The sequence below is a fragment of the Candidatus Marifrigoribacter sp. Uisw_064 genome (assembly GCF_047730175.1).
Classification (GTDB): Bacteria; Bacteroidota; Bacteroidia; order Flavobacteriales; family Flavobacteriaceae; genus Marifrigoribacter.
Genome location: NZ_CP159833.1, coordinates 708,626 through 724,188, shown reverse-complemented (window position 1 = coordinate 724,188; position 15,563 = coordinate 708,626). Strand labels below are relative to the sequence as shown.

14 protein-coding genes, 1 pseudogene and 1 riboswitch are annotated in these 15,563 nt (G+C 31.3%); of the genes and pseudogenes, 5 read left to right on the top strand and 10 right to left on the bottom strand.

What is annotated here, in order from left to right; translation table 11 throughout:
- The first annotated feature begins 122 nt into the window (after positions 1-122).
- The gene (locus ABXT64_RS03250; RefSeq protein WP_443633953.1) at positions 123-2,759 is read left to right on the top strand and encodes a valine--tRNA ligase; all 2,637 of its coding nucleotides are present in this window, start codon (positions 123-125) and stop codon (positions 2,757-2,759) included.
- A gap of 2 nt (positions 2,760-2,761) precedes the next feature.
- Here ABXT64_RS03250 and ABXT64_RS03245 read toward each other — a convergent pair whose 3' ends face one another.
- The 6 genes from ABXT64_RS03245 to rsfS form a co-directional block, all read right to left on the bottom strand.
- Positions 2,762-3,028 (bottom strand): acyl-CoA-binding protein, encoded by a 267-nt coding sequence (locus ABXT64_RS03245; protein WP_443633952.1) that lies wholly within the window; start codon positions 3,026-3,028, stop codon positions 2,762-2,764.
- The gene (locus tag ABXT64_RS03240) at positions 3,025-3,675 is read right to left on the bottom strand and encodes a phosphatidylserine decarboxylase family protein (RefSeq protein ID WP_443633951.1); all 651 of its coding nucleotides are present in this window, start codon (positions 3,673-3,675) and stop codon (positions 3,025-3,027) included. The genes ABXT64_RS03245 and ABXT64_RS03240 overlap by 4 nt, the downstream gene beginning before the upstream one ends.
- 72 nt (positions 3,676-3,747) lie before the next feature.
- On the bottom strand, positions 3,748-4,551 hold the full coding sequence (locus tag ABXT64_RS03235; protein WP_443633950.1) for a phosphatidate cytidylyltransferase: 804 nt from the start codon (positions 4,549-4,551) through the stop codon (positions 3,748-3,750).
- A 1-nt stretch (position 4,552) separates the two neighbouring features.
- Positions 4,553-5,155 carry an LUD domain-containing protein gene (locus tag ABXT64_RS03230; RefSeq protein WP_443633949.1) on the bottom strand — a complete coding sequence of 201 codons (603 nt, stop codon included), beginning with the start codon at positions 5,153-5,155 and terminating at the stop codon, positions 4,553-4,555.
- A 110-nt stretch (positions 5,156-5,265) separates the two neighbouring features.
- Positions 5,266-7,212: an ATP-dependent zinc metalloprotease FtsH gene (gene ftsH, locus ABXT64_RS03225; protein WP_443633948.1), complete on the bottom strand. Its 1,947-nt coding sequence runs from the start codon at positions 7,210-7,212 to the stop codon at positions 5,266-5,268.
- Between the two features lie 16 nt (positions 7,213-7,228).
- Positions 7,229-7,600, bottom strand: a complete 372-nt coding sequence (gene rsfS, locus ABXT64_RS03220) for a ribosome silencing factor (RefSeq protein WP_443633947.1) — start codon at positions 7,598-7,600, stop codon at positions 7,229-7,231.
- Positions 7,601-7,683: 83 nt separating this feature from the next.
- Between rsfS and ABXT64_RS03215 the strand changes: the two genes are divergently transcribed.
- Positions 7,684-8,415, top strand: a complete 732-nt coding sequence (locus ABXT64_RS03215; RefSeq protein WP_443633946.1) for a biotin--[acetyl-CoA-carboxylase] ligase — start codon at positions 7,684-7,686, stop codon at positions 8,413-8,415.
- Here the strand turns inward: ABXT64_RS03215 and ABXT64_RS03210 are convergent.
- Positions 8,412-8,804 (bottom strand): SRPBCC family protein, encoded by a 393-nt coding sequence (locus ABXT64_RS03210; RefSeq protein ID WP_443633945.1) that lies wholly within the window; start codon positions 8,802-8,804, stop codon positions 8,412-8,414. The genes ABXT64_RS03215 and ABXT64_RS03210 overlap by 4 nt on opposite strands.
- A 59-nt stretch (positions 8,805-8,863) precedes the next feature.
- Complete coding sequence (gene pyrE / locus ABXT64_RS03205; RefSeq protein WP_443633944.1) at positions 8,864-9,505, bottom strand: orotate phosphoribosyltransferase; 642 nt, start codon at positions 9,503-9,505, stop codon at positions 8,864-8,866.
- Between the two features lie 7 nt (positions 9,506-9,512).
- On the opposite strand from pyrE, the gene ABXT64_RS03200 reads away from it, so the two are divergent.
- A complete protein-coding gene (locus tag ABXT64_RS03200) occupies positions 9,513-10,136 on the top strand; it encodes an NUDIX hydrolase (protein WP_443633943.1) in 624 nt (207 codons plus the stop codon).
- Here ABXT64_RS03200 and ABXT64_RS03195 read toward each other — a convergent pair.
- The gene (locus ABXT64_RS03195) at positions 10,104-11,849 is read right to left on the bottom strand and encodes a M14 family metallopeptidase (RefSeq protein ID WP_443633942.1); all 1,746 of its coding nucleotides are present in this window, start codon (positions 11,847-11,849) and stop codon (positions 10,104-10,106) included. The two genes, ABXT64_RS03200 and ABXT64_RS03195, sit on opposite strands and share 33 nt — an antisense overlap.
- Positions 11,850-12,191: 342 nt before the next feature.
- A complete protein-coding gene (gene metK / locus ABXT64_RS03190; RefSeq protein WP_443633941.1) occupies positions 12,192-13,448 on the bottom strand; it encodes a methionine adenosyltransferase in 1,257 nt (418 codons plus the stop codon).
- Positions 13,449-13,703: 255 nt separating this feature from the next.
- Positions 13,704-13,817: riboswitch (SAM riboswitch) on the top strand.
- 342 nt (positions 13,818-14,159) lie between these two features.
- Between metK and ABXT64_RS03185 the strand changes: the two are divergent.
- Positions 14,160-14,507: pseudogene (locus ABXT64_RS03185) on the top strand (methylenetetrahydrofolate reductase); the annotation flags it as partial.
- Positions 14,508-14,585: 78 nt separating this feature from the next.
- A complete protein-coding gene (locus ABXT64_RS03180; protein ID WP_443633940.1) occupies positions 14,586-15,545 on the top strand; it encodes a pyridoxal-phosphate dependent enzyme in 960 nt (319 codons plus the stop codon).
- Positions 15,546-15,563: the final 18 nt, after the last annotated feature.

The window sequence follows — 15,563 nt, the reverse complement described above, 5'->3', positions numbered from 1 at the left end:
TATATTTTTTTATATGTGCAATGTAAATAACTTTAATACAATCTGCAAAATAAGTTATTCACTTTTATAATCTTGTAGATATTACCTACTTTTGCAGATTACTTTTCAAAAATTAGACCAAAATGGCTTTAGAAGCAAATTATAATGCTCAAGATATAGAAAATAAGTGGTACAGCTACTGGATGGAAAATAACTATTTTCATTCTGAAGTTGATGAAAGAGAGCCATATACTATCGTAATTCCACCTCCAAATGTTACTGGAGTTTTACATATGGGGCATATGCTGAATAATACAATTCAAGATGTATTAATTCGTCGTGCTAGATTAAATGGACTTAATGCTTGTTGGGTTCCTGGTACAGATCACGCATCTATTGCTACTGAGGCAAAAGTAGTTGCTAAACTAAAAGAGCAAGGTATTGATAAAAATGACTTAACTAGAGATGAGTTTTTACAACATGCTTGGGAATGGAAAAACGAATATGGAGGAATTATATTAGAACAATTAAAAAAGTTAGGTTGTTCCTGTGATTGGGAGCGTACCAAATTTACAATGGATCCAGATTTATCTGAATCTGTAATAAAAGTATTTGTTGATTTATATAACAAAGGGAAAATTTATAGAGGATTTCGAATGGTAAACTGGGATCCTGAAGCAAAGACAACACTTTCAGATGAAGAGGTGAACCATGTTGAAAAAGAGGGTAAGCTTTATTATATCAATTATAAAATTGAAGGAAGTAATGATACATTAACAATTGCAACAACAAGACCCGAAACTATTTTTGGGGATACCGCAATTTGTATCAATCCAACAGATGAACGATTTACTCATTTAAAAGGTAAAAAAGCAATTGTACCAATATGTAATCGTGAAATTCCTATTATTGAAGATGAATATGTTGATGTAGAGTTTGGAACTGGGTGTCTAAAAGTAACACCAGCTCATGATGTAAATGATAAAGTATTAGGAGATAAACATCAATTAGAGGTTATTGATATCTTTAATGAGGATGCATCCTTAAATAGCTTCGGACTTCATTATCAAGGGAAAGATCGTTTTGTAGCGAGAAAAGAAGTGGTATTAGAATTAGAAGAAATAGGCGCTCTTTTAAAAACTGAAAAATATTTAAACAAAGTTGGAACTAGTGAACGTACTAAAGCTGTTATAGAGCCTAGATTAAGCGATCAGTGGTTTTTAAATATGGATGAGTTAGTACAACCTGCTTTAGATGCTGTTTTAAAAACTAAGGAGATTAAATTATTTCCGAAGAAAATAGAAAACACCTATAGACATTGGTTAGAAAATATTAGAGATTGGAATATATCTCGCCAATTATGGTGGGGGCAACAAATACCAGCCTATTATTTTGGAGATGGTAAAGAAGATTTTGTGGTTGCTGAAACTAAAGAAGAAGCATTAAAGTTAGCTGTTGAAAAATCAGGGAATACTAATTTAAATGCAGAAGATTTAAGGCAAGATAATGATGCTTTGGATACTTGGTTTTCCTCATGGTTATGGCCTATATCAGTATTTGATGGAATACGAAATCCAGATAATACAGAAATAAACTATTATTATCCTACCAATGATTTGGTAACTGGTCCAGATATAATTTTCTTTTGGGTGGCTCGAATGATTTTTGCGGGCTATCAATTTAGAGAACAAAAACCATTTAATAATGTTTATTTTACAGGAATTGTTCGTGATGATCAAGGGCGTAAAATGTCTAAGCAATTAGGAAACTCCCCTGATGCCTTAAAATTAATTGAAGATTATAGCGCAGATGCAGTAAGATCTGGGATGATGTTATTAAGTTCTGGAGCTGGAAATGACTTATTGTTCGACGAAACCAAATTACAACAAGGCAAGGCTTTTATTAAAAAAATAGTGAACGCTTATCGTTTGGTAAGTGGTTGGGAAATTGATGATACTATTGCTCAGCCAGAATCTAGTAAAATTGCCTTAGAATGGTATGAGTCTAAATTTCAAAGTGCTTTTGCAGAAATGGAAGATCATTTTTCAAAGTACCGCCTTTCCGATTCGTTAATGACCGTATATAAGTTAATAATGGATGATTTCTGTTCATGGTTGTTAGAAATGGTAAAGCCTGCATACCAACAACCTATTGACAAAAATACGTTTGATGCTATTATCAACATTTTTGAAAATAATTTAAAGGTATTGCACCCTTTTATGCCTTTTATTACGGAAGAAATTTGGCATCAAATAGCTGATAGAACTAAAGAGGAAGCCTTGATAGTTTCAAGATATCCATCTGTTAAATCAATCAATGAAACAATTTTAAGTGAATTTGAATTTGCTTCAGAAGTAATTTCAGGAGTAAGAACCATTAGAAAAGAAAAAAATATAGCTCATAAAGAAGCGGTTACATTTTCTGTAATTAATAATGAAAAAGCGTCAACTACTTTTGATTCGGTAATAATTAAGCTTGGTAATATTTCAGAATTAAATTATATCACTGAAGCCTTAGAAGGAGCTTTAACATTCAGAGTTAAATCGAATGAATATTTTGTGCCAATCTCTGGTACTATTGATGTTGAGGAAGAGATCATAAAACTTTCTGAAGAATTAAAATATACAGAAGGTTTCTTGAAAAGTGTTCAGGGTAAACTTAAAAACGAGCGTTTTGTAAATAATGCGCCTGTAAAAGTTATAGATATAGAGCGTAAGAAAGAGGCTGATGCTTTAGCTAAAATTGAAACTTTAAAAAGTAGTTTAGCTAGTTTGAAGTAATGTTATTTTCTGTATAAGAAATAATGTGTTACAGCATCTATATAATGTTGTTTTGCTTCATCTTCAGATAATCCTTTATTCTGAAAAATAGCATTGGTTTTAAATGCATTTATTAGAGGAGACCTGCTACTTGGCATGTCTTGATTGTTTGTAGCAACTTTGTAATAGGAATATAAACGTAATAGGAAATCTGCCGGAAAAGATTCGGTGTGATCATTTATGCTTTTTACTGCATTCTTAAATTCGATATCTAATTCGGGTGAATTCATTTTTTAGCAAGAATTGTAATTCCTCCTTTTACTTTTTGATTTAATTTCACATTTATTTTAGCATCTAAAGGTAAGAATACATCTACACGCGAACCAAATTTAATAAAACCACTTTCTGAGGCTTGATCTACTTGTTGATCTTTTTCAGCATAATTAACAATGCGTTTTGCCAAAGCTCCAGCTATTTGACGATGTAATACATCTCCAAAAGCAGGGTTGTTAACTACCACTGTGGTTCTTTCATTTTCTTCGGAAGATTTTGGGTGCCAAGCCACTAAGAACTTACCAGGATGATATTTGCTGAACACAACATTTCCACCTACAGGATATCTTGTAATATGCACATTTAGGGGTGACATGAAAACTGAAACTTGCAGCCTCTTTTCATTGTAATATTCTTTTTCGAAAACTTCCTCAATTACGACTACTTTCCCATCTACAGGCGAAACTGCATGATTTGTGTCTAAAGTGTAATTTCGTTTTGGGTTTCTGAAAAATTGCAAAATTAGTACTAAGAAAACAATAAGGACAGCTATGATAGCTTTACTTATCATTTCATTTTCAATTAAGAAATGAGAAAACATGCTAAGTATGATACAAAGCATAAATGTGATTAATATTATTTTATGTCCTTCTTTATGAAACATTTAATTTAATTTTTTCCTTTTAGGAATGTTAATATGAATATTCCGTGTGATCTCAATAATAACAGATTAGATTCACGAAGCATAGTTTATAATTTGTAAAAATAAATAAATAAATGGGCTTGAGTAAATTATACTGTCTAATCTATCATAAATACCTCCATGACCAGGCATAAGTTTACCGCTATCTTTAACTCCCGCAATTCGTTTAAACTTTGATTGAATAAGGTCACCTAATGTTCCAAAAACAGTAATGAGTATAGCTATAGCGATCCAAATATAAGCACTATAATACTCTGTGCAGTAAAAGATAACTAAACTTGTTAAAATGGCGCCTACGAGCCCTCCAATAAAGCCTTCGATAGTTTTTTTAGGAGAAATACGCTCCATTAATTTACGTTTACCAATACTTTTTCCTATAAGGTAAGCAAAAGTGTCATTAGCCCAAATAAGTATAAAAATAGAAATTAAAATTTCCGGAATAAATTGAAGGTTTATGAGGGGTATTAGGGTTAAGAAAACAAAACCAGAACTGATATAAAAAATAGAGCCAAGTAGTTTTTTTTCTTTTATAAAATGTTTTTTCTCTGCTGCATATAAATCAATCAATAAAAATAAATTGATACTTATTGTTGCGATTAATAAAGCGTAAATAGCATAATTATGGTATAATTGATAGCTTATAAAGTAAAAAAGCAGGAATAAAATAATATAATAAAAATAGCCTTTTGACTTGTGAAGCTTTAAGAATTCGTTTAATGTGATAAGTGCTAAAATAAAGAATAGACCAATAAACCATTCTCTAGGAGTAAATAAGGTAAATATGATAATAGAGACATATAAAATCCCTGATATTGCCCTTACTATAAATTCCTTCATATTATAAGTCTTCTAGAAGCAGCAAATATAAGTTTTTTGTGATACTTCCATAACTCATAAAATCCTTTTCTTTTTCTGTTTCGAAGTCTTGAATTGTAGTTATATTACTTGGGAGATGTTTGCTAGATTGGTTTTTGATAATTCGTAAGCCTTCACTTATAGAATCTACAAGTTGACTAGTAGTAGCAAATATGACAAAGTTTGAAGGAAGTTCGTCTAATTTTTTTTCTTTAATTTGGTTTGATGATAGTAAAATCGCTCCATTGTCAGCAACTAAGGATTCACATGTTGAAAGAAAAAAAGATGCTGTTGGTGATTTATCAAAGTTTAAATTAAAACCATCGAATTTTTGAATTAACGATTTATTGAAACAATAAGAGTCTTTTTCATACCAATCATTTTCGATTAATATATTATCAAATGCCTCCATAATTTCTTTATTGTTTTCACAATATAGAAACTTACCTCCATTTTTATTAAAATTATAGGTAAATTTTTCGTCAATAGGTAACTTGTCTTCAGGGAAATACTTTCCATGCTCAGAAGATTTTTTAATATTTTCTGAATTACCTTTTAAGTTAAATAGTCTTTTAAACAGACTCATTTATTGATTAATTTGAGGAATACTTATTAATTTTATCAAATATATGAATTCTCTTTTTAATAGTAATATCCTACGACTAAACTTTATTGCGTTTAGTCGAAAACAATAAATTAACTAGTTGCGATATCTTCTTTTTTCTCTTTTTTTCCGAAAGGTCTATCACCAAATATTTTTTGAAGGTTATCTTTAAAAATAACTTCCTTTTCTAATAAAACATCTGCTAGTTCAATTAATTTATCTTTATGTTTTTCAAGTAGACTTATAGCTCTTTGGTACTGATTTTCAATCATTTTAGAAATTTCTTGATCAATCATTTCAGCCGTTTTTTCACTATATGGTTTTGAAAATCCAAATTCATTCTGTCCTGAAGAATCATAATATGTTAGATTTCCAATTTTATCATTCAAACCATATACAGTTACCATAGCTCTTGCTTGCTTAGTTACTTTTTCTAAGTCACTTAAGGCTCCAGTAGAAATTTCATTAAACATTACTTTTTCAGCAGCACGTCCACCTAATGCAGCGCACATCTCGTCAAGCATTTGATTAGGCTTAACGATAAGACGTTCTTCAGGTAAATACCAAGCTGCACCTAAAGATTGACCTCTAGGAACAATTGTTACTTTTACAAGTGGAGCAGCATGTTCTAACATCCAACTTACTGTGGCATGTCCAGCTTCATGGTATGCAATAGCTTCTTTTTCTTTTGGAGTAATAATTTTATTTTTCTTTTCTAACCCTCCAACAATACGGTCTACTGCGTCTAAAAAGTCTTGTTTTTCAACACTTTTCTTTTCATTTCTAGCAGCAATTAGGGCAGCTTCATTACAAACATTTGCAATGTCAGCTCCAGAAAACCCTGGTGTTTGTTTTGCTAGAAAATCCATATCTAGATTTTCATCAATCTTTAATGGTCTTAAATGAACATCAAAAATTTCTTTACGTTCTCTTACATCTGGAAGGTCAACATAAATTTGTCTATCAAAACGACCTGCACGCATTAATGCTTTATCTAAGACATCAGCTCTATTTGTAGCTGCAATAACAATTACATTAGCATTGGTTCCAAACCCATCCATTTCAGTTAATAACTGATTTAAGGTGTTTTCTCTTTCATCATTTGAACCAGACATATTATTTTTACCCCTAGCTCTACCAATGGCATCAATTTCATCTATAAAAATAATAGATGGTGCTTTTTCTTTTGCTTGTTTAAAAAGGTCACGAACTCTTGAAGCTCCAACACCAACAAACATTTCAACAAAATCTGAACCTGATAATGAAAAGAAAGGAACTTTAGCTTCACCGGCAACAGCTCTTGCTAATAACGTTTTTCCTGTTCCTGGAGGTCCAACTAATAATGCCCCTTTTGGAATTTTACCTCCCAAAGCAGTATATTTATCTGGGTATTTAAGAAAATCTACAATTTCTTGAACTTCTTCTTTTGCACCTTCTAATCCTGCAACATCTTTAAAACTAGTTTTTACATCAGTTTTTTCGTCAAATAACTTAGCTTTCGATTTACCTATGTTGAATATTTGTCCGCCTGGACCACCACCACCACCAGAAGACATTCTTCTCATGATAAAAATCCAAATACCAATTATTACAACAAATGGCAACAATGTTAACAATAACTCACCCCACATATTACTGTCTGTTTCCCAAACAATATTGGTATTAAGATTATGTTCCTTTTTTATTTGAGTTATTTTGTTTTCGAAGTTTTGTAAATCACCAAATTCAAATTGATATCTAGCATCATTTGCACTAGAAAGGAAACTACTATTCCCTTTTTTCTTTAAATGAACTTCTTTAGTTTTTGCTTCTTGAGTTAAATAAATCTTCGCTAATTTTCGATTAACAATTTCAATTTTATCAACATCTCCATTGATTAAAAATTCTTGAAAATCGGATTCATTGGTTTGAGAAGGTTGTGTTAAACTAGTTCCTCCAAAAATCTGAATACCAATAATTCCTAAAATTATTGCAGCATAAATCCAATAAGCATTAAACTTTGGTTTTTTTACTTCAGGTTTTTTATTTTCGTTCGCCATGTGGCTTCTATGTTTTTTAGTGTGTGGTTTCTATTTTAACTATTTTAGCATCTCCCCATAAGCCTTCGATGTCATAATACTCACGAATGTGTTTTTGAAAAACATGTACAACAACATGTACATAATCTAATAATACCCATTCAGCATTACTACTACCTTCAACATGCCATGGGTTTTCTTTTATCGATTTACTAACAGTTTTTTGTACAGAATTTACAATCGCATTTACTTGTGTATTTGAAGTACCATTACAGATGATAAAATAATCGGATACCGTATTTTCTATCTCTCGAAGATCAAGAATTTCAATGTCTTGACCCTTAACTCCTTCAATCCCTTTAATGATTTGTGTTATAAGTTGGTCAGTTTCTTTTTCTTTATTCAACATTAATTATTTTAATTTGCGCAAAGTTATTACTTTTTTGTTTCTTATTACGATTCATTAACTTATTAGTAACAGAACCATTTAATATGAACATAATCAAACTTAATGCCATTGACTCTACTAATAGTTATCTAATTGAGTTAAGTAAAATTACGGCAGTGCCAGATGAAACAATTGTTGTTGCGAAAGAGCAGACAAAAGGCAGAGGTCAAATGGGTGCAAGTTGGTATTCAAAAATAGGAGAAACCCTTACCTTCAGTATCTTTAAAAGATTAAAAAATTACCCTATAGAACATCAAGCCAATATCTCTTTGGCAGTATCTATAGGAATTCAAAAAGCACTCACTACGCTCTTCATTCCAGATGTTTTAATTAAGTGGCCTAACGACATTCTGTCAGAGAGTAAAAAATTGGCGGGAATATTAATAGAAAATCAAGTAAAACAAGGAAATGTGACAGTTTCAATAATTGGAGTTGGGCTTAATGTAAATAATGAATCTTTCGAGAACTTACCTCAAGCTACATCGATGTTCCTCTCCTCTTTGAAAAAATACAAATTAGATGTAGTGCTAAAAGTAATTGCCGATTTTATTTTAATTGAATTATCTCAACTTGAAACAACCAGTTTCTCAAAATTAAAAGAGCACTATGAAAAATTATTATTCAGAAAAGATAAAATCACTGTTTTTGAAAATCTTTTAGGTGAAAAGTTTAACGGTAAAATAAAAGGAATTAATCAAACAGGTCAAATAATTATTGAAACTGAAGATAACCCCTTTCAAGAATATAATTTAAGAGAAATTAAAATGTTATATTAAAATTTCGAAATATTATTGATTAAAGTCTCTAGAAACTTAGTAATCGGGCTCTTAATCATCATGGCCATCATAGGATTAAAATCTCCTTGAAATTTTAATTCAGCTTCAGAAGTGTTTTCATCTATTGAAGTAATATTACTAGTCAGGTTAAATGGTATTTTATCACTCATAGCACCTAATACGACTTGATTTGGGGCATTTGTTTCTTTAACTTCTAATGCAATTTCCGGCATACCTTTCAAGGCAAAAACAAAAGCATTTTCTTTTATCACTTCAAATTTGCTAATGTTTTCAGGCATAAGTCCTTCAAAATTTTTAACATCACATAATAAATTACAAAGATCCTCTGCCGATTTATTCACCCTTACTTTTTTGCTGTTCAATTCCATATGTATTTATTTTTTTGAATAATAAGAAAGCAAATACTATTCCTTTTATTTTATTAAAATTATTGTTTCCAATTTGCTGGGTCTTCCCTCCATTTTGAAAGCACTTCTACTTCTTTAGAAGAAATAAAGTTTGATTTTTCAGCAAGCATTAATAAATTAGTGTAATCACTCAATGTGTTTAAATTAACTTGAGCGTCTTCAAAGTTTTTATCAGCAATTGAAAAACCATAGGTGAAAATTGCAATCATGCCTTTTACATTTACATTTGCTTCTTTTAATGCTTCTACTGCGAGTAAGCTACTTTTCCCTGTACTAATCAAATCTTCAACTACAACCACATTTTGCCTTTCTTCAATATATCCTTCAATCTTATTTTGACGCCCATGTTTTTTAGCTTCAGGACGAATATAGCAAAAAGGTACGTTTAAATAATCGGCAACTAATGCTCCTATACCAATAGCTCCAGTCGCAACTCCTGCAATTATATCTGGCTTTCCATATAGATTTTCTATTTGATTTGCCATATTTTCTCTTAAAAAATTTCGTATTATTGGATAAGATAAAGTGATACGATTATCGCAATAAATTGGAGACTTCCATCCAGATGCCCATGTAAAAGGGTTTTGTGGTTCTAATTTTATTGCATTAATTTGCAATAATAATTCGGCAGTTTTTTGTGCTGTTTCTTTATTTAAAATCATACTGCAAATGTATAAAGTTTTTGTTAAAAACATCCCAATTATTCTTTCTACTGAAAAGAAAGTAGGGGACCAGTATACTTCAAAAAAATTAAAGGATGTTGATTTCAAAAAAATTGTAAAAAAAATTTATGATGGAGAGATACTTTATTTAAATCTATACCATCATAATGAAGAGAATATTGAAAAATTTTTAAGAGAAAAACTCCCTGTTGTTGAAGCAGCAGGAGGTTTAGTGTTCAATCAAAAGCGAAAAGTTTTATTTATTCACCGAAATTCAAAATGGGATTTACCCAAAGGAAAAATTGAAAAAGGGGAAAGTATACAAGAAGCAGCAATGCGAGAAGTAGAAGAAGAAACAGGCGTAAAAGATTTAGTGATAAGAAAGTTTATTACTAAAACGTACCATGTTTTTAAACGAAATGATAAATTTAAACTTAAAATCACTTATTGGTACGAGATGTTTTCTGATTATGAAGGAGAATTAATTCCTCAAGAAAACGAAGGTATAAAAAAGGTGAAATGGAAAAACTTTGGTAAAACCCAAAAGGCTTTAAAAAAATCGTACGAAAATATAAAGTTATTATTTCCAAAAGAGTATTTAACCACCCACCCTTACGATAGGATACCTTAAATGTGCTTTTTCATAATTAGGTGATTGTTTATGAATCCAGTCTAATTGTAAATACCAATTTGCATTAAAACTTGGGTCAGACTCTTTTTTAGACTCAAATTCTTTTTTAATTTCAGGGTTTTTATTTATAAACTCTAAAGCCAGATCCTCCCAAACATAAGGCGAAAACCCTTCTTTTTGCTGAAGAATTGTATCAAAATAATTCCAATTAAAAAATGAATCTGGAGCAGAAGGCTCTAATGTTTCTATTAAATATCGTACCCCTTCTTGTTCTGTGTAAGCAATATAATCTCCCTGAAATATCTGTACCTCTTCTTTATTTGAATCTACTCGTGTGTTATAATGAAGATAATGACCTTCATAAGGATTTGAAACTGTTTTATAATCCTTAATTTTATATACTTCAGCTGAAATAATAGTGTCTTTTTTAATTCTTTCTAGTGTTATTTTATTCAGCTTTAATAAATTAATCACATTCCAATATCCTTTCGGAATTATATATGCCTTTGGAATGATGATGTTTTCAGAAGCTTTGAAAAAATTATAGTAGGTAATATCTTTTGTAAAAGGTTGTTCTCGATCATATTTTAATCGATTAACATTTGTGATTTCAGATGGAATCATATCGCCTTCATACCCTTTAAAACTAAGTGTTGTAGTTTGTGAGCTATCAATTTCCCATTGTATAGGGTATTCTGATTTAACTTTATAATTGTTTTTTGCTTCAGAAGTTAATTGATTAATATTTTGAGCATCTGCATCAATAATACCGATCATAGATTTCATTAATTCATAGGTGCCTTCTACCCGTTTATTATATGGTTTTAGCATATGTGTTTCGACCATCATTCCAAGGGCATTAAACAGCGTAGTATACCCAGTTGAATACCTTGGAGAATCCATAAATTGAGAATATCCTTTTTCTGGAGTACTATTAAAAACATTGACATATGGAGTAATGTCCCAATTTTTTTGTTGCAAAGAATCTTCTAATTTCGGCATTAAATTTCCGTGTAAATAGTCCCCTAAAGCTCCTCCGAGTTTATTATGCTGCGTAAACAAATGAGTTAATGTATATTGGTAATCTGCACCATTACTCACATGATTGTCTATAAACACTTGCGGTTTTACCGTTCTAAAAATATCTATAAAAGCTTTAGCGTTTTTTGTATCAGCTTTAATAAAATCTCTATTTAAATCGAAATTCCTTGCATTGCCTCTAAACCCATAGGATACAGGTCCGTTTTGATTGGTACGTGTAGTGCTATTTCTATTTAGTGCGCCTCCAATATTATAAATAGGTATCACGGCAATTATGGTGTTTTCAGGAGTTTTGATTTTATTTTGGGCTAAATCTCGGAGTAACATCATGGAAGCATCAATTCCATCACTTTCTCCTGGATGAATTCCATTGTTGATTAAGATGATATTTTTTTCTCGATCATAAAACTCCGACTCAAATGATCTGTCTGGATTAAAAGTAACTAAATGCAATGGATGGCCGCTATCCGTTTTGTCCATAGTATACATTGCAATTGAGGTATATGCTTCGGAAAGTTGCATGTAATATTCAACAATCTCTTTATATGTTGCTGTTTCAGTACCTTCAGATTTTTCAAAAACCGTAGTAAAATCGAAATCAACATCTTTTTTTTCTGAACCACAGGAAAAAATAAAAACCGAAATAAAAACTACAATTATTCTCTTTGTCATATTAATCTCTTTTTCACAAATATAAGTGAATCTATTTATTGATGTAGTTTTGTAAATGTTTGTAATTCTAAGGACTTATTATTTTCAAAAGAGTTCATTTATTACTCAAACTATCTATGAGTTAAGAGATGCAATTTGTGGAATCAATAACAACAATAGTTCTTTTGAAGACCTTTAGTATCTAATAATTTATAGAAAAGGCTAAAATATCTACTAATACAACAAAGGGGGATTTTATAATTTCCCTGAAGTAGATTAAAACCAGGTAATTAGCTCTATGCAGGGAATCGATAGGTATCGTATCATTTAAGAACTAAGAAGTTTTAATAGCTATGTTGAAAATTATAAATCAAAAGCGCTCTTAACTCGATCTACATAATCTAGTTTTTCCCAAGTAAAAGTCTCAACTTCTCTGGTAATAATTTCTCCTGTTGGAGAAGTAAAAGTGACATTTTTATTTTCAGGAGTTCTTCCCATATGTCCGTAAGCTGCCGTTTCAGAATAAATAGGACTACGTAATTTTAAGCGTTGTTCGATAAAGTAAGGACGCATATCAAAAAGTTTCTCTACAATCTCACTTATCTCACCATCGGTCATATTCACTTTGGAAGTGTTATAGGTATCTACGTTTATACTTGTCGGTTTTGCTACGCCAATGGCATAAGAAACTTGTACCAATACTTCTTTACACAAGCCTGCTGCTACTAAATTTTTCGCAATATGTCTTGTAGCATAAGCCCCAGATCGATCTACTTTAGAAGGATCTTTTCCAGAAAAAGCACCACCACCGTGTGCCCCTTTTCCGCCGTAGGTATCAACAATAATTTTTCTTCCCGTAAGTCCGGTGTCTCCGTGTGGCCCTCCAATTACGAAGGTTCCTGTTGGGTTTATGTGATAGGTAATATCATCACTAAACAGAGCTTGGATATTCGCAGGCAATTTTGCTTTTACTCTTGGAATTAAAATAGAAACAATGTCTTTTTTAATTCTGTCAAGCATTATTTCGTCACTCTCATCAAAATCATCATGCTGCGTAGAAACTACAATAGCATCGATGCGTTGTGGAACATTATCATCACTGTATTCAATAGTTACTTGTGATTTAGAATCTGGACGTAAATATGGAATTTCGTTTTCTTCTCGTCTTAGCTCAGCAAGTTCAATTAGTAGTCTGTGTGAAAGTTCTAAAGCCAAGGGCATATAGTTTTCAGTTTCATCAGTAGCATAACCAAACATCATTCCTTGATCTCCCGCTCCTTGTTCTTCTTTATTTGCTCGTTCTACTCCTTGGTTAATATCAGGAGACTGCTCGTGGATGGCAGAAAATACACCACAAGAGCTACCGTCAAACATATATTCACTTTTAGTATATCCAATTTTATTAATTACATCTCTTGCAATTTTTTGAACATCTAAATACGTATTACTTTTTACTTCTCCAGCTAATACAACTTGTCCTGTTGTTACTAAAGTTTCACAAGCTACTTTCGAATCTGGGTCGAAAGCAAGAAAATTGTCAATTAAAGCATCACTAATTTGATCTGCTACTTTATCTGGATGTCCTTCAGATACACTTTCTGAAGTAAATAAATATGCCATTCTTGTTGTTTTTTATGTTAGAGATTTGACGAAAGCGTCGAAGGAAGTTTACACAGCCTTTAGCATTTTTATTTATGTTTAAATTTAAACATAAGAGGTTGCAATCAGTCAAATCTTTCCTCTTCAATTTTGTTAAGCAAAAGTAAAAAAATAAAGTGAATAGCAATTCTATTTTAATTTTTTTAGTAAAAAATTCGGATATTTACTTTTTGTGACCGAGTATTTGCGTTCACAAAGTTCAAACACTTATTGAAACTATTATCAAGAAAGGCAGAGGGATTAGACCCTATGAAGCCTTAGCAATCTTTTATTCGTAAAGAAGGTGCTAAATTCTACATTTATACTATTGTTTTAGTATATAGATAACCAATATGAAATTACTCTCGGTAGTTTTATTAATTTCTTAATAACATTTTTCTAGTAAGATACGTCAGAACAATGACGCATTTTGACTTTTGATTTTAACTAATAATTAATTCAAGATTAAAGAAAAATGAATGCAACAAAAACTATTCATGCGATCCCAAGTGGTCCACTAACAGAAGCCGTTTAAGTCCCTGGGTACTAATCAATTTTTATTCTAAAAGCAATAGCAAGTAAGGAAGTTACTGCAAGAGGAGTGTTTTCAGATATTTTAAAACTTTCAAATCAATTAAACTAAGGATGGCAAACATTTGGTCAGCAATACAAAAAATAATTTTGGTTTTAGATGGAGCTACTTATATTGTTACCCAAATGTTTTTTGATAATGAAAAATATTTTCAGTTTGTCGATAAATGTAGAAGTGAAGGAATCACTGTGCCAATCATTCCTGGATTAAAACCTTTGGCAACGAGAAAACAATTGAATTTAATTCCACATTGATTTAAGGTAGATTTGCCAGACGATTTAATTAGAGAAGTTCTTAATTGCAAGGATAATAAATCGGTAAGAGAAATTGGAGTTGAATGGTGTATTGCCCAAAGTAAAGAATTAGTAAAAAAAGGAGTTCCTTTTTTACATTATTATTCGATGGGTAAAAGCGATGATATTAAAGCGATTGCTTTGCAAATATTTTAATTATTGCGTTTCTGTAAAAGCATTATAAAATAGAGCGTATGGGATTCATTTTAGAAATTAAATTTTTATTTTCGTGGAATGAATAATTCAATTCCTACTAAGAAAGATTTAGAAGGTACTCATAAACGAGTACAACCCTTTGTCCATCGAACGCCAATATTAACTTCACGATTAATCAATGAATTGGTAGGTTCTTTATTATTTTTTAAATGTGAGAATTTTCAAAAAGCAGGTGCTTTTAAAATGAGAGGAGCTATTAATGCGATTCAGCAATTAACAGCCGATCAAAAAAGCAATGGTGTTGTTACTCATTCTTCAGGGAATTTTGCCCAGGCAGTTTCATTAGCAGCAAAACAATTAGGAGTTAAAGCATACATTGTAATGCCATCAAATGCTCCAAAAGTGAAAATAGAAGGAGTGAAAACGTATGGAGGAGAAATCACTTTTTCTGAACCCAATTTGGCTTCAAGAGAACGTGAAGCGAATCGAATTCAGAAGGAAACAGGCGCTACATTTTTGCATCCTTCAAATAACCTTGATGTGATATTAGGACAGGGAACTTCAGCTATTGAATTCATTGAAGATCAATCAAATTTAGATGTTATTTTAACCCCAGTTGGGGGAGGAGGATTATTAGCAGGTACCGCTTTAGCGTGTCATTACTATCATTCAACATGTAAGGTAATAGGAGGGGAACCTTTGCAAGTAAATGATGCTTTTCGTTCTTTAAAAAGTGGAAAAATTGAATACAATGAGCATTCGAATACCATTGCTGATGGATTAAGAACTCATTTAGGCGATATTAATTTTCCTATTATAACCGAATTAGTTGACGAAATTATCTGTGTTTCCGAAGAAGAAATAATAACAGCCATGAAAATTATATGGGAACGAATGAAGATCATCGTTGAACCTTCAAGTGCCGTTCCTTTGGCAGCAATACTAAAAGAAAAAAAATATTTTAAGGGTAAAAATATTGGGGTCATTCTTTCGGGAGGAAATGTTGATATTAGTAAATTACCTTTTAATAAAGATTAGGCTATCTTTACGGCTTTT